Here is a 21531-nt window from a genome sequence, read left to right on the forward strand (position 1 = left end):
ATAAACTCCCTGTCGCAATAATAAAGACACATGGTAGCCAAATGACTACCATGTGCAATTAATTAACTCTTCACACGCTTCGCAATAATCTCATCCGCCACATTCCGCGGAGCTTCCGCAAAATGATGGAATTCCATCGTATACGTCGCGCGCCCCTGGGACATCGAGCGCAGCGTGGTGGCATAACCAAACATCTCAGCCAGCGGGACGTCAGCGCGAATAATCTGGCTGCCGTACTGCTCTGCCATCCCCTGCACCAGGCCGCGACGGGAGGAGAGATCGCCCATAATGTTCCCGGCATACTCTTCCGGCGTTTCCACCTCAACGTGCATGACCGGCTCAAGAATAACCGGGTCCGCCCGCCGTGCGCCCTCTTTGAAGCCGAGGATCGCCGCCATGCGGAAGGCCATCTCCGAGGAGTCAACGTCATGGTAAGAACCAAACGTCAGGGTCGCTTTCACATCCACCACCGGATAGCCCGCCAGCACACCCGTATTCATGGCTTCTCGCAACCCTTTTTCCACCGACGGGATGTACTCCCGCGGCACCACCCCGCCTTTGGTGGCATCTTCAAACACAAAACCACTCCCGGCTGCTAACGGCTCAAGGCTCAGGACCACATGACCGTACTGCCCTTTCCCGCCGGACTGTCGGACAAATTTACCTTCTATATCTTTCACCGCTTTACGCAGGGTTTCACGGTAGGTGACCTGCGGACGACCAATGTTCGCCTCAACGCCAAACTCGCGCTTCATGCGGTCGACGATGATCTCCAGATGCAGCTCGCCCATCCCGGAGATAATCGTCTGACCGGACTCTTCGTCCGTGTGCAGGCGGAACGACGGATCTTCCGCCGCCAGGCGCTGTAGGGCGATCCCCATTTTCTCCTGATCGGCCTTGGTTTTCGGCTCAATCGCCAACGAAATAACCGGATCCGGGAACTCCATCCGTTCAAGGGTGATCACCGCATTCGGGTCGGTCAGCGTGTCACCGGTGGTGACGTCTTTCAGCCCGACACAGGCTGCGATATCCCCTGCGCGCAGCTCGTCCACCTCATGGCGATCGTTGGCATGCATCAGCACGATGCGCCCGATACGCTCTTTCTTGCCCTTCACCGGGTTGTACACCGCGTCGCCTTTACGCAGTATGCCGGAATAGACGCGGATGAAGGTCAACTGGCCGACGTACGGATCGCTCATCAGCTTGAAGGCCAGCGCCGAGAACGGTTCATCATCGCTTGGGTGGCGCTCGGCGTGCTGTCCGTCTTCGTCTACCCCATCAATAGCGGGCACGTCCAGTGGAGACGGCATCAATTCAATCACCGCGTCGAGCATGCGCTGCACGCCCTTGTTCTTGAAAGCGCTGCCGCACAGCATGGGCTGTATTTCACCGGAGATAGTCCGGATCCGCAGTCCTTTGATGATTTCCGCTTCATCCAGTTCCCCCGTCTCAAGATACTTATCCATAAGCTCATCGCTGGCTTCTGCCGCAGACGAGACCATTTTTTCTCGCCACGTCTGGGCGGTACTCAGCAGATCGTCAGGCACCGGCGCGTAGCTAAATGCCATGCCCTGCGTCGCATCGTCCCACAGAATGGTGCGCATCTTGATGAGATCCACCACGCCGGTGAAGTGTTCTTCTGCCCCCACGGGGATCACAATCGGGACAGGATTGGCTTTCAGCCGCTCCTGCATCATCCGCACCACGCGGAAGAAATCTGCGCCCGGGCGGTCCATTTTGTTGACGAATGCCAGACGCGGAACATGATATTTATTCGCCTGACGCCAGACGGTTTCCGACTGCGGCTGCACGCCACCGACGGAGTCATAGACCATTACCGCGCCGTCGAGCACACGCATGGAACGTTCCACCTCAATGGTGAAATCCACGTGCCCGGGGGTGTCGATAATATTGATGCGGTGCGGTTCAAAGCCTCTGTCCATACCAGGCCAGAAACAGCTTACCGCCGCCGACGTAATGGTGATCCCGCGCTCCTGCTCCTGCGCCATCCAGTCGGTGGTTGCCGCGCCATCGTGTACTTCACCCAGCTTGTGGCTCATCCCGGTGTAAAACAGGATGCGCTCAGTGGTGGTTGTTTTGCCGGCATCGATATGCGCGGAGATACCGATGTTGCGATAACGTTCGAGTGGAATGGGTCGGGGCATGATATTTCCTTAAGTCTTCAAGACTGGTTTGTGACGACCGGGATGGTCGCGTATACGTTCGTTTGTTATAATAGTCCTATTGTACGAGTATTATCGAACTATTTTTTAACGGTTGACCTATTGTTGATATAGCTCAATCTCACGCGAGACGCAGGAAAACGATGATCCCAAACCACCCGGAACCTGAACAAATAGTGTTGGAAAATGTGCTGTTCGCCCTCGGCAACCCGCTGCGATTAGCGATTATTCGCAGGCTGGCCGACGGCAGCGAACTGAGCTGTAACGCGCTGCGCCCGGAAGAGGTGGTGAAATCCACTATGACTCACCACTGGCGCGTGCTGCGCGACAGCGGCGTGATCTGGCAGCGCCCGCAGGGGCGCGAGAATATGATCTCACTGAGAAGAGAGGATCTGGACGCCCGCTTTCCGGGACTGCTGGCGATCCTGCTCCAGGCTAAGTAGCGGCAGCGTCCTCAAGACGATAAACCGGAATGCGCCGTGTTGTTCCGGTAAAGGTGTCGAACACCTCCGTATCGGACGTCACTATTCTCATCCCGGTCTTCCTTAACCGCTGCACGTCGGCGGCTATGCGCTGGAGGCCAAACCAGAAAAGCCCGTCAAGCGCGGTGACCGCAAGCCCCTGTTCCAGCGCCAGCTGGAGGCGCTCGCGGGGGGCTTTCACCTGCTGAGCGATTTGCCGGTAAGGCACTTCCGAACCACCGGACGCATCGATCCGCTGAATACGGGTCTTCAGGTGGTAGGTAAATTCATCTGGTATGCCGTTCAAATCCTGTTTAAGGCTGTAAACGCAGCCAAACCGCTTGCCGTTGAACAGGACATTTTTTTGACTGAGCTGGAACTCATTTCTGATGCCATCAATCAGCTGCGGTGAACGGGTAAGAAGTAACCGGAAGGGAAGCTCAAAGCTGGTCACATAATCCACGTTCAGCAGCGCGAGACGCAGCCGCTCTTCTGCCCCGGATTTCTGGTCATGACACTCGCGCATCACCTCGGCCCACTGGCGCGTCAAACGTTCGGGCTCGCCGGCTTCGGTAAGGAGGTATTTTTCAAGATGATAATCGACTCTTCCGGTCATGTGGGGCATCCCGTCAATGTGGATGCGCTAATTCTATCCAGCGCGGCAGGATTTATAAAGGGCGGAGCGCACCGGCATCCGCCCTGACCGACTACTGCTGGATACTCGACCGGTCCGAAATATCGCTGGCAGATAAGGTTCTTGCAGTAGACGCGACCTGTTTTTTGCGTTTATACCGGTCCGGCTGGCCTTCAGGGCGGGTTTTGAACCGGCGATGCAGCCACATATATTGCTCAGGCGCCATCATCACGGCGCGCTCAATCGCTCTGTTCATTTGCGTGGCCACCGACGCTTTATCGCCTCCCTGCAAGGTATCGCTGATATCTTCCAGAATAAGCAGCTCATACCCTGTGCCATCTGCTTTTCGGCGCGGTACAAACGGGATCACGGCCGGTCTGGCACTTTTCACCAGCATGTAGCTCCCGGCAGTTGTCGCGGCGTCCGGGACGGCAAAAAACGGCACAAACACGCTATTCGTTTTGCCATAGTCGTGGTCCGGGGCATACCACAGGATCTCGTTTTGCTTCAGTGCGCGGATCATGCCCTTCAGGTCATAGCGGTCAAGCATGGTTTTATTGGAACGCAGACGACCGCGCGTTTGCAGCCAGTCGAGCAACGCATTATTGTTGGGACGATACACACCAATACCCGCGTTGAGCATGCCAAAGATGCGTGCGCCTAATTCCAGCGTGAGAAAATGCATGCCAATGAGCACCACGCCCCTACCTTGCGCCCGCGCCTGTTCCATATGTTCGTAGCCGGTCACGCTGAAGTGTTTCCGCACGCGCCAGTCAGGCCAGAACCACGCTATCCCGGTTTCGATGACGCCCATTCCAACCGATTCAAAATTACGCTCAAGTAAACGCTCGCGCTCGTCCTCTTTCATATCAGGAAAGCAAAGCTCAAGATTTCGTCTGGCGATCTCCACGCGGCGTGGAAGCAGGCGCATAGCCAGACGCCCAAGCCTGTGACCTGTTTTCAACAGCAGCGGGTACGGAAGCTGAACCGTGCACCAGAGCGCGGCAATGCCTGCCCAGCTGAGCCAGTAACGAGGATGAATAAAGGCGAGTGAAAACTGAGGTAATTTTGTCATGGAAAAATTATCCTTTTACTAATTTGTACTTAATCTGGTGCAGTTGCAGTGCTTACCTGCTGATTTAACGAATATTGTTCGGAAGGATGAATTGTAGCGGAATCGTTATGGTTTTTATTATCGATTTTTGCGAAAGGGAATAAAAGTGGGGATCGCCGGGTGATATTGCACCACCCGGCAGGCAAGTTACATCGAATAGCCGGGCTTCTTAATCAGTTCATCCAGTTTCGGGCCGATCTCGGTATCCCAGACCTGCGCCTTCCAGTCAGCTTCCTGAATCTCCTGAAGCGCCACGGAGATTGAGCGATCTTTGCTGTTCAGATGACGGGCGATCGCTTCGGCGATATCCGCCGCCAGGGCCGTTTTTTGTTCGTCAGTCAGATCGCGTGGAAAACATTTGATATCAACGTGTGGCATGGGCAGGGCTCCTTTTATAGGTGAGCGTTCCACGTTATCAGATTATATCGTTAGCTTTTAGCACCTTGTGCAGTTCCGGCAGCGCGCAGACGGCATCCGCGACGGCGGTAATATTAGGCGTGTTGGTGGCAAACCACTCATGGCGTGGACCCCAGGTACGCGCAACGGCAATATAGACGTCAAGCAGCGTCAGCTGTTTGCCAAACGCAAACGGCGAGGCGCTGAGCTGGCTGTCGAACCACAGATAAAGCGATTTTCGGTACTCAATGCAGTTTTTCTTCAACTGTTCCGGGGCATCAGGCACCCAGCGTTCCGGGTAATCTGCATACGTAAAGGTGGGATAGACGTTCGCCACAAACCAGATGAGCAGGCGCTGAAACTGCTGGCGCTCGGCCTGCCCAACGGGCGGCGCGAGGTCGGGACGGCTGTCGAGCACCATCAGGGCGATCGCCGCGGTTTCCGTCACGATCGCCCCGTTTTCCAGCTCCAGCGTCGGCACCTGGCACAGCGGGTTCAGTTTCAACAGCAATTCGCGCTGCGGGCCGGGCTGGTCAAACCCGTCCACGTTGACGAACTGATACGGGATGTCTGCCAGAGTCAGCATCACTTCACTGATTGCCGATCCCCAGCCAGGTACGTCATAGAGTTTGATCATGTTGCCCCCTCAGGGATGAAAACCCTAAGTGTATACCCGTCATACTTCAAGTTGCAGGTGCGTTGGCTGCATTCACTCACCCCAGTCACGTACTTATGTACGCTCCCGGGGATTCGTTCCCTTGCCGCCTTCCTGTAACTCGAATTATTTAGGGTATAGAGCACCATTAGTAGGTTATCCCGGGCGGATTAACGTCTGAAGACGTCACCGCTTCGCCCGCTTCCCCCCAGCGCGCCAGCACCTTTTGATACTCCCCGCGCTTAATCGCACCGTCCAGCGCAGCCTGCAACGCATACACCAGCCCATTACCTTTTTTGGTTGTGGTGGCGACATAGGCTTTCTTCGGGCCTAAACCCACGACGCGGGTTTTGCCGGTTAACGCGGCTTTGTAGGCCGAAACGGACTGCGGTCCAAAGAACACATCCGCCCTGCCGGACTGAATATAAAGATTGCCTGAGGCGTCGTCGGTCAGGTAAACCGGCAACGCAGGCTCGCGCCCGGCCTTTTTATTCTCTTCGTTCCAGCCCAGCAGAATACGCTCCTGATTGGTGCCAGACCCGACAATCACCTTTTTCCCGGCCAGATCTTTCGCACTGGTGATCGACTGTACGTTGCTGGTGGATTTCACCGAGAAGGCCAGGGAATCGACGCGATAGGTCGCAAAATCGAACTTCTCCTTACGTTGCTCGGTGACGGCGATATTCACCAACGCCACGTCATAGCGCCCGGAAGTGATCCCCAGCGGCCAGTCTTCCCACGCCGTTGGCACCAGCTTCAGCTTCAGCCCCAGACTGCCCGCCAGCAACCGGGCGATATCCGGGTCGCTGCCAATACGGGTGCGGTTATCACTGGCCAGCAGCGCAAGCGGCGGAGAATTCAGGGCTGAAATCGCCACCGTGAGGGTACCCGGCTCAACAAATTTATAGTTCGCCGGGATTTTCGCCACTGCCTGTTGATCAACCGTCACCGGCAGCGGCTGTTCGTTGGCCTTTAAATCAATGCTGGCGTGGCTCGCCGTCGTGAAGACCAGCCCCGCCAGGAGTCCATATTTCATCTGCGCTCCTTACAGCACTTTTGAGAGGAACTGGCGCGTTCGCGGATGAGACGGTCGGTTTAAAACGTCATCGCTGCTGCCCTGCTCCACAATTTTACCGTCGACCATAAATACCACCTGGTCCGCCACTTCCCGGGCAAAGCCGATCTCATGGGTGACCACCACCAGCGTAGTGCCGGAACGGGCGAGTTTTTTAATTACGTCCAGCACTTCGCCAACCAGTTCCGGATCCAGCGCCGAGGTTGGTTCATCAAACAGCATCACGCGCGGGCGCAGCGCCAGCGCGCGGGCAATGGCGATACGCTGCTGCTGGCCGCCGGAGAGGTGACGCGACCAGGCATCGGCTTTATCGCGCAGTCCTACCACATCCAGCAGGCTGTAGGCGTTTTCAACAGCCTCTTTTTTACTGAACTTTTTATGCGCGATGGGTGCTTCAATCAGGTTTTCCAGCACCGTGAGATGCGGAAAAAGATTGAAGTTCTGAAACACGTACCCAACGTTGACGCGCTGTTTGAGGATCTCTTTCTCTTTGAGTTCGTAGAGTTTGTCACCCTGACGGCGATAGCCGATGTAATCCCCGTCAATCTGAATAAAGCCTTCGTCTACGCGCTCCAGATGGTTAATGGCGCGCAGCAGCGTCGATTTTCCCGATCCAGAGGGGCCGAGGATCACCGTCACGGAGCCCGGCGGGATCTCAAGCGTGACGTTATCGAGCGCTTTATGTCGGCCAAAAAACTTACTGACGCCGGTAATGGAAATGTGACCTTCAGGAGAGGCTTGCATGAACAGGCTCCTGTGCTGGCGAAGTGGTGACCGAACGCGAGCGACTCGCCGCCCGGTTCTGGTTTACGGCGGAGCGGCGCTCGCTGCGGGCGAGTCCACGCTCAATAACATGCTGGATGGCAGACAGTACGGTGGTGATCACCAGATACCAGACGGCCCCCACCATCAACAGCGGGATCACCTCCTGGGTGCGGTTGTAGATCATCTGGATCGTGTAGAACAGTTCCGGCATCGCCAGCACGTACACCATCGCCGTCCCTTTGGCGAGGCTGATAATTTCGTTAAACCCGGACGGCAGGATGGTGCGCAGTGCCTGCGGGAGAATTATGCGCACGGTGCGACGCCACGCCGGCAGACCTAGCGCAGCGGCCGCCTCATACTGACCGTGGTCGACCCCAAGGAAGCCCCCGCGAATGATCTCCGCAGTATAGGCGCTCTGCACCAGCGTCAGCCCCACGATGGCGGTAGAAAACTGCCCGAGAACGTTGATGGTTTCAAAGCTGCCCCAGGTAATGTCGGTAAAAGGCACGCCGAGAGAGAGCGTGTCGTAGAGATAGGAGAAGTTATAGAGGATAATCAGCACCACGATCAGCGGCAGCGATCGGAACAGCCAGATGTAACCCCACGCCAGGCTGCTCAACAGCCATGATGACGAGAGCCGCGCCAGCGCCAGCATGCCGCCAATCACCACGCTCAGTACGGTGCTTATCAACGTCAGCAGCAGCGTCTGGCCGACGCCTTCGAGGATCACCGGGTCGAAGAACCAGCGGGCAAATACCGCCCACTCCCAGCGCGGATTAAAGGCCACGGACTGAATCACGACCGCCAGCACAAACAGCGCCACCACGGCGCCAGCAGCGCGCAGCGGATAACGTGCCGGGACCACTTTTATGGTTTCAACGTTGCTCATCGTCGCTCCTTATGCGGTTTTGCTGAGCGCTTCGCGGATCAGCGTCTTGGTGAAACGCAGCCGACCGTCGAACGGCGGCTGGCTGTACTCTTCCGGGTCGCGGTTGAGATCGAACTGCGGCTGATACCCCTGGCTGAGATAGAGCCGCACCGCCTCCGGCTGACGAAACCCCGTGGTCAGGTAGATGTGGCTGTAGCCCGCCAGCACCGCCCGGCGCTCCAGCTCCTGTATCACGCGCGCGGCCAGCCCCTGCTGGCGCAGCGTTTTATTCGTCCAGATACGTTTGATCTCTGCGGTATGTTCGTCGAAGGGCTTATACGCCCCGGTGGCGATGATCTCGCCATCGCGCTCCAGAACGATAAACAGCCCCTGCGGCGCCAGGTACCACTCTGTCAGCTCGACTTCCGCATCCTTTGAAAAGTAGTCGCCGTAACGAGCGGCGTATTCACCAAAAAGCCCCTCGATAATGGGCTGAAGATCGGCATCTTCCGGCGAAACGTCACGAAATTGTTCGCGCATAGCGCCTCCTTAATCGCCCAGACCCGCCGGGTTAACTTCGGAACTGGAGATACGCTCCACGCCTTCCCCCCAGCGGTTCAGCACTTTGTCGTAATCTCCGTTCTTGATCGCGCCGTTCAGCGCGGTTTGAACCGGTTCGACCAGGCCGCTGCCTTTTTTCAGCGTCACCGCGATATGCGCCGCCTTCGGCCAGCCGCCGTCGACGCTGCCGACCAGTTTGGTTTTACCGTTAAGCGCCGCTTTCCAGGCACCGATCACGTTCGGGCCAAAGTAGGCGTCCGCGCGTCCGGACTGAAGCGCCAGCGTTTGGGCCGCGTCGTCTTTGGTGTATATCGGCGTAAAGGGTTTAAGCCCTTTTTTGAGGTTCTCTTCGTTCCATGCCAGCAGGATGGCCTCCTGGTTGGTGCCGGAACCTACGATGATGCGCAGCCCGGCGATATCCTCTGCCTTCACAAGCGAGTTGATCGGACTGGTGGATTTCACGTAGAAGCCAAGTGAATCCTTGCGGTAGGTGGCGAAGTCGAACTTCTCTTTGCGCGCTTTAGTGACGGTGATGTTGCTGATAGCCGCGTCGTATTTCCCGGAGGCAACCCCCAGCGGCCAGTCCTCCCAAGAGGTGGGCACCACGTTCAGCTCCAGTCCGAGGCTGTCCGCTACCAGACGCGCAATGTCGACCTCACTTCCCAGCAGAGTTTTGTTGTCGTCGGAAAAGACCGTCAGCGGCGGTTGATTCAGTCCCGCCACCGCCACGGTAAATTTCCCCGGCACGGCAAAGCGATAGTCTTTCGGCAGTTGCGCGATCGCATCGCTGTTTTTGGCGGTATTGATCGGCGTTTTATTGGCCTCAATGCTCACGCCGGTGCCGTTAATATTGACGTTCTCTGCCCAGACGGCAGGGGTAAAGGCCAGCGCAAGCGCCAGAATAAGCGATGATTTCTGCATAGCGTTTTTCTCTTTTATTGTTGTGTGAACTGATTTTTGGGCTCGTCTAAGCCCAGACTTTCGCGCAGCGTGGTGCCGGGATAGTCGGTGCGGAACAGGCCGCGCGCCTGTAAAACGGGCACCACCTGGTCGACAAAGCGCGGAAAGGTGTCCGGCGTGCCGCCCTGAATGATGAAGCCATCCGCCGCCTTCTCTTCGAACCAGGCCTGTAAACCATCGGCCACCTGCTCCGGTGTGCCGGAAAAACGCGGGCGCGGCGATGCGGCTTCCAGCGCGACCTGACGCAGAGTTAAGTTCCGCTCACGGGCGTTACGCTTGATTTCATCGGTGGTGCTGCGAAAGCTGTTTTTGCCCAAATCGCCAATATCCGGGAACGGCGCGTCGAGGGGATACTGGCTGAAGTCGTGATGCTCGAAATATCGTCCGAGGTAATTCAGCGCATCATTAATGGAGACCAGTGCCGCCGTAGTTTGATACTGGTTTTCTACGTCATCGGCGTCGTTTCCAACAATCACGCTGACGCCCTGGAATATATGTAAATCCCCTGCGCGACGGCCGTGACTTTCCAGCTGCTGTTTAACATCGCGGTAAAAAGCCTGGGCTTCTTCCCGCGTGTCATGGTGGGTAAAGATGGCGTCAGCGTGTTTTGCCGCCAGCTTTTTACCGTCGTCGGACGCGCCAGCCTGAAAGACAATCGGACGTCCCTGCGGCGTGCGGCCAATATTCAGCGGGCCGGAAACCTGGAAGAAATCACCGTGGTGATCCAGAGTATGCAGTTTCGACGCATCAAAGAACTGTCCGCTCTCTTTATTGCGGATAAAGGCATCCCCTTCCCAGGAATCCCACAGTCCTTTCACCACGTCGAGATACTCATCGGCAATGCGGTAGCGCAGCGCATGCTCCGGGTGTTTTTCACGTGAGAAGTTCCTGGCTGACCCTTCCAGCGGTGAGGTCACCACGTTCCAGCCCGCGCGTCCGTTGCTCAGGTGATCGAGGCTGGCGAACTGGCGTGCAACGGTGAAGGGCTCGCTGTAGGAGGTGGACAACGTGCCGACCAGCCCCAGGCGCGAGGTGATACTCGCCAGCGCGGACAACACCGTCAGCGGCTCAAAGCGGTTTAAAAAATGCGGAATGGATTTCTCGTTAATATAAAGGCCGTCGGCCACAAATATAAAGTCGAGCTTGCCCTCTTCTGCTTTTAAAGCCGTTTCTTTAACGAAATCAAAATTAATGCTGGCATCCGCGACCGCCGCGGGATGGCGCCAGGCAGACATATTACCGGATGCACCATGCAAAATGGTCCCCAGCCGCAATTGACGATGTGCAGTCATATTCACCTCAAATTAATTAAACGTGTTGCAGGGCTTTTTCCGCGAGCTGAGCAAAATAGCGGGCAGCGGGTTCGATTAATGCTTCGTCCGGGTTAAATGCCGGGTGATGTAACCCAAACGGACTGTTGCTGCCAATGCTGACAAACGCGCCGGGTATGTTTTGCAGATAGACCGCGAAATCCTCCCCGCCCATGTGCAGTTCCGCATGCCGGGTTTCATATCCCGCTTCGCGCGCGACCGAGGTGGCAAACACGGCCCAGTGCTCATCGTTCACCAGCGCGGTGGGCCCGGCGTACCAGGTGATGTTGATCTGCGCGCTAAAGGCGCTGGCAAATCCGGCGGCGATTTCACCGACGCGCGCTTTCACGTTCTGCTGCACTTCCGTGCGGTGCGTGCGCAGCGTGCCCTCCAGCTCAACGCTTTCCGGCAGCACATTCCAGGTATTCCCCCCGGCGATGCGCGTCACGCTCAGAACAACCGAATCCAGCGTATTGACGTTACGGCTGGCTACGCTTTGCAGCGCGGTTACCAGCTGGCTTGCCAGCACGATGGCGTCGTTGCCTTCATGGGGACGTGCGGCATGCGCGCCTTTGCCGGTCACGTGAATAACGAAGCGATCGACGTTGGCATAGAACGGGCCGCCGCGCGTGGCAAACTCGCCGACCGGCAGTGAAGGCTCATTATGCATTCCGAAAATCGCGCGTACGTCGCGTAACGCCCCGGCCCGCACCATGCTTTTCGCTCCGCCGAAATTTTCTTCCGCAGGCTGGAACAGGATCCGCACGCGACCGTTAAGCGAGGCTTCCCGCTCTTTCAGCTTTAGCGCGGCGCCGAGGATCACGCTGGTGTGAATGTCGTGTCCGCAGGCATGCATCACCCCGGCACGCCGGGAGCTAAACGGCACCCCGCTGCGCTCGTCGATGGGTAACGCGTCGATATCGGCGCGCAGCGCAACCAGTGCGTTGCCCGTGCCGATCTCCGCAACCAGCCCGGTCTGGAGATCGTAAGGCAGCGGCGCAATCCCGGCTGCCGTCAGCCACTCGCGCAGGCGGGCCGTTGTTTCGACCTCCTGACCGGAGAGTTCAGGGTTCTGGTGCAGCTCACGACGCCAGGCAATCAGTTGTTCGCTAAAGCTCATACGGTAACCTCCCTGTTAAGACGCGCCTCGGCCAGCAGTCGCAGGGACTGCACGCGCGTTGCGCCATCAGCGACCGGCGTGTCGATGATAAATTCGTCAATCCCCCACTGCTGATGCAGCGCGTTGAGCTGTTCAAGCACCGACGCCGCCGTTCCGGCCAGCAGAGACTGCGCCCGACGCGCAATGCGCACCGGTTCACTCCCCGCCTGCCGCGCAAAGGCGTAGGCCTGTTCTTCGCTGGCGACGGTGACGCGCTGTCCGTTTGCCAGCTCCACACCCCACACTTCAACCTTCTGCGCCAGCGCATCGGCCTCAGCCTGTGTTGGGGCAACAATGACCTGCACGGCCACAATCACCTCCCGGACGCTGTGTTGACGCCAGGCTGTGACGACCTCGCGCAGCAGCTCAGGATCACCATTCAGATGGGCGGCAAAGACAAAATGCCAGTCGAGGGAGGCCGCCAGCAGCACGCTTTCGGTACTGGCGCCCAGCAGAAATCCCCGGGCAGGCACCGGCGGCAGCGGCGTGGCGCGAACGTCCTCCTCCGCTGACTGATTTTCAGGGCGGATCCAGCGATCAAGCTGCGTCAGTTGGTCTGCAAAGCTGCCTTTTTCCTGCGGATTTAGGCCGTACTGCAAAGCGCGGGTAGAGAGCGGCAGACCGCCGGGCGCTTTGCCAACGCCCAGATCAACCCGGCCCGGCGCAATGGCGGCCAGTACGTTAAAATTTTCGGCGACTTTGTAGGGGCTGTAATGTTGCAGCATGACGCCGCCTGAGCCCACGCGAATACGCTTTGTTTGCCCGAGGATCCAGGCAATCAGCAGCTCCGGCGAGGGGCTGGCAAGCTGCGGGGTATTGTGGTGTTCGGCAATCCAGAAGCGGTGATAACCCAGCGTTTCTGCCTGCTGCGCCAGTGCTAAGGTTCGCGCCAGCGCATCGGCGGCTGTTTCGTGTTCTGCGACGGGGCTTTTATCCAGAATGCTGATTCGCCATGACATGTTGCGTTCTCGTTTGACTTAACATGTCGTCATTATTAAAGGCGGATTTCACCTCTGAGAAACAATTAATTTACATTTGGATTGCCGGAAAACGGCAATAGAGAGTCTGTCATCGGCGTGAATTAAGCGAGGCAATGAGTCTTTCGGCATCCTGCCGTCGGGTAATGCGGAGAAAGCGAATGTGTTTGTACTGCGGGTTTTGCATATCCGCTTGATAGCGTTTGCGGTTGCTGCGCCAGGTTTTGATCGTCCAGATGATAATAGAGTCCTTGCTAAGGAACGACCGACGAAAGCTTTCGCGGTTCCCCGTGCCGGGCCAGAGCTCCTGTTTGTGCCAGGCGCGTCTGGAGGCCCGCGTCACCGCTTGCCAGAGCGTGCGGATAAACCCACGATCTATCCACACCACCAGATCGACGTCGCGCCACTTAACGTCGCGTGTGCGGTTGTAATTCCCGTCCAGGACCCAGTCAGGCGAGGCGGCGAGCGCTTTTTCCAGGGTTGCAAGAAACTCATCGTCCGGTGTTCCCTGCCAGTTCGCTCGCCAGTAAAGCCTGTCCATCTCAATGTAAGGGATAGCCAGCGCCTCCGCGATTCGCCTGCCAAACGTGCTTTTCCCACTTCCGCTGGTACCTATGATATTGATTTTCACCGTTCCGCCTGCAAATGCTGAAGAAAACGGATCGAATCATAACGTTAATAATTTGTTTACGAAACGCCAGACTACTCGTTCGGATACTGCTCGTCGGTGACCTTCTCCAGCCACGCCACCGGACTCCCGTCGACCGCTTCTGCGATGGCGATATGGGTCATCGCCGTCTGCGCGCTTGCGCCGTGCCAGTGCTTCACGCCGGGTGGGATCCAGGCGATATCCCCCTGATTCAGCGGTTCCGCCTCTTTCCCCCACTCCTGTAACCAGCCGCGCCCCTGCGTCACGATCAGCGTTTGTCCAAGAGGATGCGTATGCCAGGCGGTACGTGCGCCGGGTTCAAAGGTGACGGTCGCGCCACCGACTTTTGCCGGTTCAGTCGCCTGGAAAGGCGCGTCAATGCGCACGCTGCCGGTAAACCAGGCCTCTGGACCCTGAACGGAAGGTAACGAACCGCTACGGATAATTTTCATGATTTACTCCTCGTTTGCTGTTGCGTTAACAGTAGCGTAAAGCCATGGGGAGCATTAGAGTGCATAATCAGAAAGGAACCATGAGTTCAATTCATAAATCGAGTAAGCCGCCATGTTAAAAGACAACTTCAACGATCTGCTTTCCTTTATGGTCGTCGCCCGGGAGCGCAGCTTTACCCGCGCCGCGGCGCAGCTTGGGGTATCTCAGTCGGCACTCAGCCACGCAATGCGCAAGCTGGAAGCGAGGCTGGAAGTCCGTCTGTTAACCCGCACCACCCGTAGCGTGGCCCCTACCGAGGCCGGCGAGCAACTCTTTAGGCGCTTAAGCCCCCATCTGCTGGAGATCGAGCAGGAACTCACCGCGTTGCGTGATACCCGCGACAGACCTGCCGGGAATATTCGCCTTAACGCCGGGGAACACGCCATGTCTACGGTGCTGTGGCCTGTGCTTAAACCCTTTATGGCGCAGTATCCTGACATCAACGTTGAAGTCACGGTGGACAATGGGCTGACTGATATTGTCGATGGCCGCTTTGACGCGGGGGTGCGTCTGGGTGAGCAGGTGGCGAAAGATATGATTGCGGTACGTATTGCGCCGGACATGCGCATGGCGGTTGTCGGGTCAGCAGAGTATTTGCAACGTTTCGGCATACCGAAAACGCCGGAGCAGCTCGATCAGCACCGCTGCATTAATATGCGCCTGCCCACACGCGGCGGATTATATGCCTGGGAATTTGAACGGGACGGACGTGAGCTGCGCGTGCGGGTTGAAGGCCAGCTGATCCTCAACAGCCTGCCGCAGCGCATCGATGCCGCCGAAAACGGTCTGGGGCTGGCGTATGTTCCGCAAGATGCGGTTCAGGACGCCCTTGCTAAGGGCCGGTTAGTGGGTGTGCTTGAAGCCTGGTGTCCGGCTTTTACGGGATACCATCTGTATTATCCGAGCCGCCGCCAGCACACTACCGCCTTTGCATTACTTATTGCAGCCCTGCGGCATACATAGTCTCTACCTATAAGTAACTATTAAGTAAACCTGATGATTAAATCAGCATTCGCAGACCTTTTTGCCTAAAAAAACGCCACGATTCAGCGCGTTGTGATCCCCGTCTGCTCTGACCACACGATTTCCTTCGACGTGCATCACTTTCGGCACGGTTATATTTTGCGTCGCTTATCAATTGCGGGTAGGATGCCTCGCCATGTTTTGCCTTATCCATACACAGAATGACTGGAAAGGCAGCATGTGTCTGCGCAGAAGCAATCGTTTGTTTCGGCATCTGCCAGGCAGGACTATCACGTTAATGGTTCAGACAGGCAAACAGGTAACTCAATGAAAACAAGCAATAAAAGCGCAGCCGATCATCATGCTGCGAAACGTCGCTGGTTGAACTCTCATGAAGAGGGCTATCACAAGGCGATGGGCAACCGTCAGGTGCAGATGATCGCCATCGGCGGCGCTATCGGTACAGGTCTGTTTTTAGGTGCAGGCGCACGTCTGCAAATGGCTGGCCCCGCTCTCGCCCTGGTCTATCTGGTGTGCGGGATCTTCTCTTTCTTCATCCTTCGTGCGCTCGGCGAACTGGTACTCCACCGCCCTTCCAGCGGCAGCTTTGTCTCTTACGCCCGCGAGTTTCTTGGTGAAAAAGCCGCGTATGTCGCGGGCTGGATGTACTTCGTTAACTGGGCAATGACCGGTATTGTCGATATCACCGCCGTTGCGCTGTATATGCACTACTGGGGCGCGTTTGGCGATGTGCCGCAGTGGGTGTTCGCCCTCGGAGCGCTGGCAATTGTCGGGACCATGAACATGATCGGCGTGAAATGGTTCGCCGAAATGGAGTTCTGGTTCGCGCTGGTTAAGGTGCTGGCCATTGTGATCTTCCTGGTGGTCGGGACCGTATTCCTCGGCACCGGTAAACCGCTGGACGGTAACGCAACCGGCTTCCACCTGATTACCGATAACGGTGGTTTCTTCCCGCACGGCCTGCTGCCAGCGCTGGTTCTGGTGCAGGGGGTGGTGTTCGCCTTTGCCTCCATCGAACTGGTCGGTACGGCGGCAGGTGAATGCAAAGATCCGCAGACGATGGTGCCAAAAGCCATCAACAGCGTGATCTGGCGTATCGGCCTGTTCTATGTGGGCTCCGTGGTGCTACTGGTTCTGCTGCTGCCTTGGAACGCATACCAGGCGGGCCAAAGCCCGTTTGTAACCTTCTTCTCTAAGCTGGGCGTGCCGTACGTGGGCAGCATCATGAACATCGTGGTACTGACCGCCGCGCTCTCCAGCCTGAACTCCGGACTCTATTCGACGGGCCGTATCCTGCGCTCCATGTCGATGGGGGGCTCTGCGCCGAAGTTTATGTCGAAGATGAGCAAGCAGCAGGTGCCTTACGCGGGTATTCTGGCCACTCTGGTGGTGTATATCTTTGGCGTGTTCCTGAACTATCTGGTGCCGTCTCAGGTGTTTGAGATCGTGCTGAACGTCGCTGCACTGGGCATTATTGCCTCCTGGGCCTTTATTGTGGTGTGTCAGATGCGTCTGCGCAAAGCGATCAAAGAAGGAAAAGCGGCTGACGTCAGCTTCAAGCTGCCGGGCGCACCGGTGACCTCCTGGCTTACCCTGCTGTTCCTGCTGAGCGTGCTGGTGCTGATGGCCTTCGACTACCCGAACGGTACCTACACCATCGCCACAATACCGCTGCTGGCGGTGCTGTTGATTGCTGGCTGGTTTGGCGTTCGTAAACGCGTGAATGAAATCCACAGTACCGCACCGGTTCATCCTGGAGATGACAAACAGGACGGTCCGCTGGTGGAAGAGACGTCGCGTTAATAAAAAAGCCGGGTGGCGGCTTCGCCTTACCCGGCCTGCATTTCATGGTTTTTTTATGCCCGGTAAGCGCACCACCAACGGGCAAATCCCACATCAGAGCGCGATACGAATCACATCGTCAGGCTGGGTCGCTTCCTGCTGACGGGTTGATTTCTGTTTCACCGTTACGTACAGCGTTTTACCGTCCGCAGACAGCGCCAGGCTGTTCGGGTAAACCGGGGTATCGTAGGTCTTGGTCACTTTGTAGGTTTTGGCGTCAATCACGCTCACCTTGCCCGCCTCGCGGTGCGTCACATAGGCTTCGTTACGCGCCGGGTTAAACAGTACGGCCAGCGATTCTGGCGCGGCGATTTTCTGAATCACGGTGCCATCTTTCAGATTCACCACCAGCACTTCTGGCTGTTTTGAATCCGTCACAAACGCACGCTGGCCGACAGTGTCCAGGCTCAGGTTCAGGTAGAAGTGCTCTTTTCCGTCATCCTGCACTTTTTTACGGCTGAGGATTTTGTTGGTTGCCGTATCAATGGTCACCAGCTCGCCGTCCGCATTGGTGGTATACAGGCGTTTTGCCTTCGCATCCAGCGCCAGACCGGTGCTGAACGTGCCGGTGTTCGTGATAGTGTCCTTCAGCTTCAGCGTTGCGCCATCAACAACCCAGATCACGCTCTCCTTGCCGATGCCGGTAATGTACACCGTATTGGTCGTGTCATCGGCCACCAGCTGGCGCGGCTGAAGCGGCTTCACCGTGTCGCTACGCTTGCGATCGTCCAGCACCAGGCGCCCTTTCACCTCGCTCGTTTTGGCGTCAATCGCCGTCACGGCGCTGTTGACGGTGTTACCGAACCACAGCGTCTGGGTGGCGTTATCGATCGTGGCGCCAAACGGCTTGAGATCGTTATGAATCGCCTGCGTCACTTCCAGCGTGACCGGATCCAGACGATAAACCACGCCGCCCTTATCGGTTTTGCGGCTTTGTGACGTCGCAACCCACAGCGCGTTTTCCTGCTGGCTGACGGCCATTTCATACGCGCCCTTGCCGACCGCTTTGCGCAACATCTCTTCAGCGGCATGAACCTGGAACGTACCGGCAAACAGTAAAGAGCCCAACAGCAGAGACCCACGCAGGCGCGGCGAGCACAGATGACGTAAAGACATAACAATTCCTTTTTAAATGAGGAGATTTACCGCTGACATCACTTCCGGTGGGCAAAGTCATCGCTTTGCCGTTATTTTAATGAGAATAGTAATCATTAATCAGTTGAATGTGGAGTATTTCTTTCCTTCAAAGCCTTACATTCACGAAATGTGCGGTTATAGTTTTCATAACATTTACAAAGGATTTAACATATATACACAGGTTCCAGTTGATTTGGTTCGAATTTTTCTTAACCGGTTTACTCCATGAAAATTATTACTGCCCGCAAGGCATCACTACCCCTGCTGTTCGCTCCCGTCATTTTTGGCCCGCTGAGTGCGATGGCCGCGGATGAACAGACCCTGATCGTCAGCGCCACGCCGCAAACTGTCTCCGAACTGGACACCCCGGCCGCAGTCAGCGTGGTGAGCGGCGAGGATATGCGACATGCCACACCGCGCATCAACCTTTCTGAATCCCTTGGGAGCGTGCCTGGCCTGCAAATCCAGAACCGCCAGAACTATGCTCAGGATCTGCAACTTTCCGTTCGCGGATTCGGCGCGCGTTCAACCTTCGGCGTACGCGGGATCCGCATGTACGTGGACGGCATTCCGGCAACCATGCCCGACGGCCAGGGGCAGACGTCAAACATAGACCTCAACAGCATTGAGAGCGTCGACGTGCTGCGCGGCCCCTTCTCTGCCCTGTACGGCAATGCCTCCGGCGGCGTAATCAACATCAACACCCAGACCGGACAACAGCCAGCCACAATTGAAGCCAGCAGCTATTACGGCAGTTACGGCACCTGGCGTTACGGCATGAAGGCCACCGGTGCGGTGGGCGACGGGACTCAGGCGGGGGATGTGGACTATGCGGTATCCACCACCCGCTTCACCACACATGGCTATCGCGACCACAGCGGCGCACGGAAAAACCTCGCCAACGCGAAACTGGGCGTGCGCATTGATGATGTCAGCAAGCTAACGCTGATTTTTAACAGCGTGGACATGAAAGCCAACGATCCGGGCGGACTGAGTTATCAGGAGTGGCAGAACAACCCACGCCAGTCACCCCGTGGCGATCAGTACAACACGCGTAAAACCATTAAGCAGACCCAGGCCGGGATCCGCTACGACCGTCAGCTGAGCGAACAGGACGACCTCAGCGTGATGATGTACGCCGGTGAGCGTGAAATGACCCAGTACCAGTCCATTCCGGATACCGCGCAGACTGAAAATCCTGCGCATTCGGGTGGCGTAATTGATATGCAGCGCCACTATCAGGGTATTGATACCCGCTGGACCCACCGCGGTGAGCTTCTGGTGCCGGTAACGTTTACCACCGGCCTGAACTACGAAAATATGAGTGAAAATCGCCGCGGGTATGAAAACTTCGTGATGAACAACGGCGTGCCGGATTTTGGCGTGAAGGGTAACAAACGCCGTGACGAACGTAACCTGATGTGGAACCTTGATCCCTACCTGCAAACCCAATGGCAGCTCACGCAAAAGCTGTCCGTTGAGGCGGGCGTGCGTTACAGCTCCGTCTGGTTTGACTCCAACGATCATTACATTACCCCGCAAAACGGCGATGACAGCGGTGACGCCAGCTACCATAAATGGCTCCCGGCTGGTGCGGTGAAATACGCCGTGACCGACGCCTGGAACCTGTATGCCGCGGCGGGACGGGGATTTGAGACCCCTACCATCAACGAACTCTCATACCGTTCTGATGGCAAAGGCGGCCTCAATATCAACCTGCAACCGTCAACCAACAACACCTATGAGATTGGCAGCAAAACCCGCATCGGCAATGGCATCCTGACGGCGGCGCTGTTCCGCACGGATACCGACAACGAGATCGTGGTAGACGAAAACAAAGATGGTCGCACTACCTACAAAAATGCGGGGAAAACGCGCCGTCAGGGTGTGGAAATTGCGCTCGACCAGCAGTTTGCCGAAAACTGGAAGCTGAAAATGGCGTGGACCTATCTCGATGCGACCTACCGTACCAACGTCTGCGATAAAGCAGATTGTAGCGGCAACCGAATGCCGGGGATTGCCCGTAATATGGGGTATGCGTCGTTTGGCTGGGAGCCTGAGGAAGGCTGGTACGCGGGGGCAGATGCCCGCTACATGAGCGACGTGATGGCAAACGACACCAATACCGCCAAAGCGCCCTCTTATACCGTGGTCGGTCTGAATACCGGGTATAAACTCAATTACGGCAAATGGGGAATGGACATCTTTGGTCGCGTCGATAACCTGTTCGATAAAGAGTACGTCGGTTCAGAGATTGTAAACGCCGGCTACAATCGCTATTACGAACCCGCCCCTGGCCGTAACTATGGCGTGGGCCTGTCGGTCTCTTATCGCTTTGAGTAAAACATTTTCCGGCAGCGCACGTTGCCGGTAAAAAAATAACATCATTCCCGGTAGCCTTAAGCGCCGGGAATATACTCAGGGAACTTTAAAACGAATAAAAAAATAAGTGCGCCAGTGCGATCCTTAACTGTAGTATTGCCGTTGCAGGAGGATATTGGCTTCATCAATGGCTCGGTCGATCGCTTCCCGACTGGCCGTCACGTCCCTTTGCTCAAGCGCAGAAAGCAGATCGGCATAATGGTAAGTCGTGGCAGGGATATCTTTCATCTCTTCGTGCAGGTAGTTGATACACGGACCAATCCGTACCCATAGCTGCTCAATCAGCGAGTTCAGGGTCGGCATTTCGGCATACTGATAGAGCGTAAACCGGAACACGCGGTTGGCATGGATCGCCTTCTGCACGTCGCCCTGATGCATGGCGGTGCTGAAGTTATCTGACAGCGCGCGTAATGCATCCAGTTTGGTCTCGGTCATATTCTGACACGCCGCCGCAACGGCCATTGGCTCAAGCTGTTTTCGGATGGCGTTAATTTCGTTATAACGCTCCAGCGTAACCTCTGGCACCAAAAACGCCTGAGCAGGCGTGGCCTGTAATGCGCCTGCCGACACCAGGCGCAGCAGGGCTTCGCGCACTGGTGTGATGCTGGTGCCTAATTTATCGGCAATCTCTTTCGTGATGAGACGAGCCCCAGGTTTTAATGAGCCCGTAATTAACGCTCCCTTTAAACTGTTCTCAACTTGCATCGTCAGACTGATTCTTTGTGCTTTTTCCAGATTTTCCAAATCAAGCATGTTTAATTCCCGTAGCCAAAACAAAATGCCATTTTCAGCGACTGTTTAAAAAAACATCGCCGGTTTGATATATCCTGTATCGTCATGCCTGGTATGAAGGGCGCGCGTTAAAATAAAAATTGTTCAATTACTATTACGTTTACCACTTCTGGCTCAGCTGGGCCGATGGCGCGC

At 56.5% G+C, this 21531-nt stretch carries 19 protein-coding genes and 1 pseudogene; 4 read left to right on the plus strand and 16 right to left on the minus strand.

What is annotated here, in order from left to right; genetic code table 11:
• Positions 1–62 precede the first annotated feature (62 nt).
• The gene (gene fusA, locus BFV63_RS11500) at positions 63–2165 is read right to left on the minus strand and encodes an elongation factor G (protein WP_003857019.1); all 2103 of its coding nucleotides are present in this window, start codon (positions 2163–2165) and stop codon (positions 63–65) included.
• 161 nt (positions 2166–2326) lie between these two features.
• On the opposite strand from fusA, the gene BFV63_RS11505 reads away from it, so the two are divergent.
• Positions 2327–2626 carry an ArsR/SmtB family transcription factor gene (locus BFV63_RS11505; RefSeq protein WP_000612740.1) on the plus strand — a complete coding sequence of 100 codons (300 nt, stop codon included), beginning with the start codon at positions 2327–2329 and terminating at the stop codon, positions 2624–2626.
• On the opposite strand, the gene BFV63_RS11510 is transcribed toward BFV63_RS11505, so the two are convergent.
• The 13 genes and pseudogenes from BFV63_RS11510 to BFV63_RS11575 all read right to left on the minus strand — a co-directional run bounded on the left by BFV63_RS11510 (position 2619) and on the right by BFV63_RS11575 (position 14219).
• On the minus strand, positions 2619–3260 hold the full coding sequence (locus BFV63_RS11510; protein WP_003857016.1) for an ECs1377 family protein: 642 nt from the start codon (positions 3258–3260) through the stop codon (positions 2619–2621). The genes BFV63_RS11505 and BFV63_RS11510 overlap by 8 nt on opposite strands.
• Before the next feature lie 91 nt (positions 3261–3351).
• Positions 3352–4353, minus strand: a complete 1002-nt coding sequence (locus BFV63_RS11515; protein WP_045336328.1) for a Kdo(2)-lipid IV(A) acyltransferase — start codon at positions 4351–4353, stop codon at positions 3352–3354.
• A gap of 186 nt (positions 4354–4539) precedes the next feature.
• On the minus strand, positions 4540–4770 hold the full coding sequence (gene pptA / locus BFV63_RS11520) for a tautomerase PptA (RefSeq protein WP_032609265.1): 231 nt from the start codon (positions 4768–4770) through the stop codon (positions 4540–4542).
• A 37-nt stretch (positions 4771–4807) separates the two neighbouring features.
• Positions 4808–5425: a glutathione S-transferase family protein gene (locus tag BFV63_RS11525; protein WP_048240729.1), complete on the minus strand. Its 618-nt coding sequence runs from the start codon at positions 5423–5425 to the stop codon at positions 4808–4810.
• Between the two features lie 166 nt (positions 5426–5591).
• Positions 5592–6479 (minus strand): transporter substrate-binding domain-containing protein, encoded by an 888-nt coding sequence (locus BFV63_RS11530; RefSeq protein WP_003857009.1) that lies wholly within the window; start codon positions 6477–6479, stop codon positions 5592–5594.
• A gap of 9 nt (positions 6480–6488) precedes the next feature.
• Entirely contained in the window at positions 6489–7262 is a 774-nt protein-coding gene (locus BFV63_RS11535) for an amino acid ABC transporter ATP-binding protein (RefSeq protein ID WP_023324688.1), read from the minus strand.
• Entirely contained in the window at positions 7246–8172 is a 927-nt protein-coding gene (locus BFV63_RS11540) for an amino acid ABC transporter permease (RefSeq protein ID WP_023324689.1), read from the minus strand. Before BFV63_RS11540 ends, BFV63_RS11535 begins: the two co-directional genes overlap by 17 nt.
• 9 nt (positions 8173–8181) lie before the next feature.
• Positions 8182–8691 (minus strand): GNAT family N-acetyltransferase, encoded by a 510-nt coding sequence (locus BFV63_RS11545; RefSeq protein WP_023324690.1) that lies wholly within the window; start codon positions 8689–8691, stop codon positions 8182–8184.
• A 9-nt stretch (positions 8692–8700) separates the two neighbouring features.
• Positions 8701–10964, minus strand: a pseudogene (locus BFV63_RS23385) (NtaA/DmoA family FMN-dependent monooxygenase).
• A 16-nt stretch (positions 10965–10980) separates the two neighbouring features.
• A complete protein-coding gene (locus tag BFV63_RS11560) occupies positions 10981–12102 on the minus strand; it encodes an amidohydrolase (RefSeq protein ID WP_003856998.1) in 1122 nt (373 codons plus the stop codon).
• Entirely contained in the window at positions 12099–13100 is a 1002-nt protein-coding gene (locus BFV63_RS11565) for an MsnO8 family LLM class oxidoreductase (RefSeq protein WP_032658521.1), read from the minus strand. Before BFV63_RS11565 ends, BFV63_RS11560 begins: the two co-directional genes overlap by 4 nt.
• Before the next feature lie 109 nt (positions 13101–13209).
• Complete coding sequence (locus tag BFV63_RS11570; protein WP_048240726.1) at positions 13210–13749, minus strand: shikimate kinase; 540 nt, start codon at positions 13747–13749, stop codon at positions 13210–13212.
• Between the two features lie 71 nt (positions 13750–13820).
• Positions 13821–14219, minus strand: a complete 399-nt coding sequence (locus BFV63_RS11575) for a (R)-mandelonitrile lyase (RefSeq protein ID WP_023314200.1) — start codon at positions 14217–14219, stop codon at positions 13821–13823.
• A gap of 112 nt (positions 14220–14331) precedes the next feature.
• On the opposite strand from BFV63_RS11575, the gene BFV63_RS11580 reads away from it, so the two are divergent.
• Positions 14332–15222 (plus strand): LysR family transcriptional regulator, encoded by an 891-nt coding sequence (locus BFV63_RS11580; RefSeq protein ID WP_048240724.1) that lies wholly within the window; start codon positions 14332–14334, stop codon positions 15220–15222.
• A gap of 327 nt (positions 15223–15549) precedes the next feature.
• On the plus strand, positions 15550–17046 hold the full coding sequence (gene ansP, locus BFV63_RS11585; RefSeq protein WP_022648235.1) for an L-asparagine permease: 1497 nt from the start codon (positions 15550–15552) through the stop codon (positions 17044–17046).
• Positions 17047–17139: 93 nt separating this feature from the next.
• Here ansP and yncE read toward each other — a convergent pair whose 3' ends face one another.
• Positions 17140–18201, minus strand: coding sequence for a 7-bladed beta-propeller protein YncE (gene yncE / locus BFV63_RS11590; RefSeq protein WP_069597536.1), 1062 nt, complete (start codon positions 18199–18201; stop codon positions 17140–17142).
• Positions 18202–18447: 246 nt separating this feature from the next.
• Between yncE and pqqU the strand changes: the two genes are divergently transcribed.
• A complete protein-coding gene (pqqU, locus tag BFV63_RS11595) occupies positions 18448–20565 on the plus strand; it encodes a TonB-dependent receptor PqqU (protein ID WP_023314203.1) in 2118 nt (705 codons plus the stop codon).
• Positions 20566–20688: 123 nt separating this feature from the next.
• Here pqqU and BFV63_RS11600 read toward each other — a convergent pair whose 3' ends face one another.
• Entirely contained in the window at positions 20689–21357 is a 669-nt protein-coding gene (locus BFV63_RS11600; protein ID WP_003856981.1) for a GntR family transcriptional regulator, read from the minus strand.
• Positions 21358–21531 lie beyond the last annotated feature (174 nt).

The sequence above is a fragment of the Enterobacter hormaechei subsp. xiangfangensis genome, from assembly GCF_001729785.1.
GTDB lineage: Bacteria > Pseudomonadota > Gammaproteobacteria > Enterobacterales > Enterobacteriaceae > Enterobacter > Enterobacter hormaechei_C.